Source organism: Salinimicrobium oceani (assembly GCF_012037645.1).
On sequence record NZ_JAAVJR010000318.1, the window covers coordinates 1 to 551 of the forward strand.

Here is a 551-nt window from a genome sequence, read left to right on the forward strand (position 1 = left end):
ACTGTAAGACTAAATTTATCCTCCAGCTTTCCTGCTGCAATACTGTTCAGGATTCGACTTACGTCAAGTACCGGCTTTGCAATAGCCTCCATAAGAATATTAATGTTGTCGATCATATCCTTCCACACCCCGGTAGAAGCTTTGAATTCTGCCCTGGCGTCGAGGTTACCTTCAATACCTCCCACCCTGGAGATACGCGAAACCTCGGTACTTACTCCTCCAATCATCTCAACCATGGAATTGTAAGCTTCTGCGAGATCGGCGAATTTATCATTACGCTCTTTAGAAAGCCTCACAGAAATATCTCCTTCTCTAAAAGCTTCAAGTGCGAATATTAAACGGTCTAACTGTTCATGTACGTAATCACTGTCTTTGAACATTTCCTTGTGGGGTACCCTTTTAGATTTTTTTACCAGCTGTCGCTTTGCAGGGTTGGTTTTTCGTGCAGCAGTTGTGCTGCTTTTTTTTCGGGGGGCGGTATTGCTGCCGGAGCGAATAATTTTATTGCTAAACCTTTTGGAGTGGACAGCTTCCTGGAAAGCATTAAGGCA

The 551-nt window shown here is 43.9% G+C and carries 1 protein-coding gene; it reads right to left on the reverse strand.

Going from position 1 to position 551, the window contains the following annotated elements; translation table 11 throughout:
• The coding region (locus HC175_RS16940) for a HAMP domain-containing protein (RefSeq protein ID WP_209310046.1) at positions 1-380 on the reverse strand (380 nt) is incomplete at its 3' end.
• Positions 381-551 lie beyond the last annotated feature (171 nt).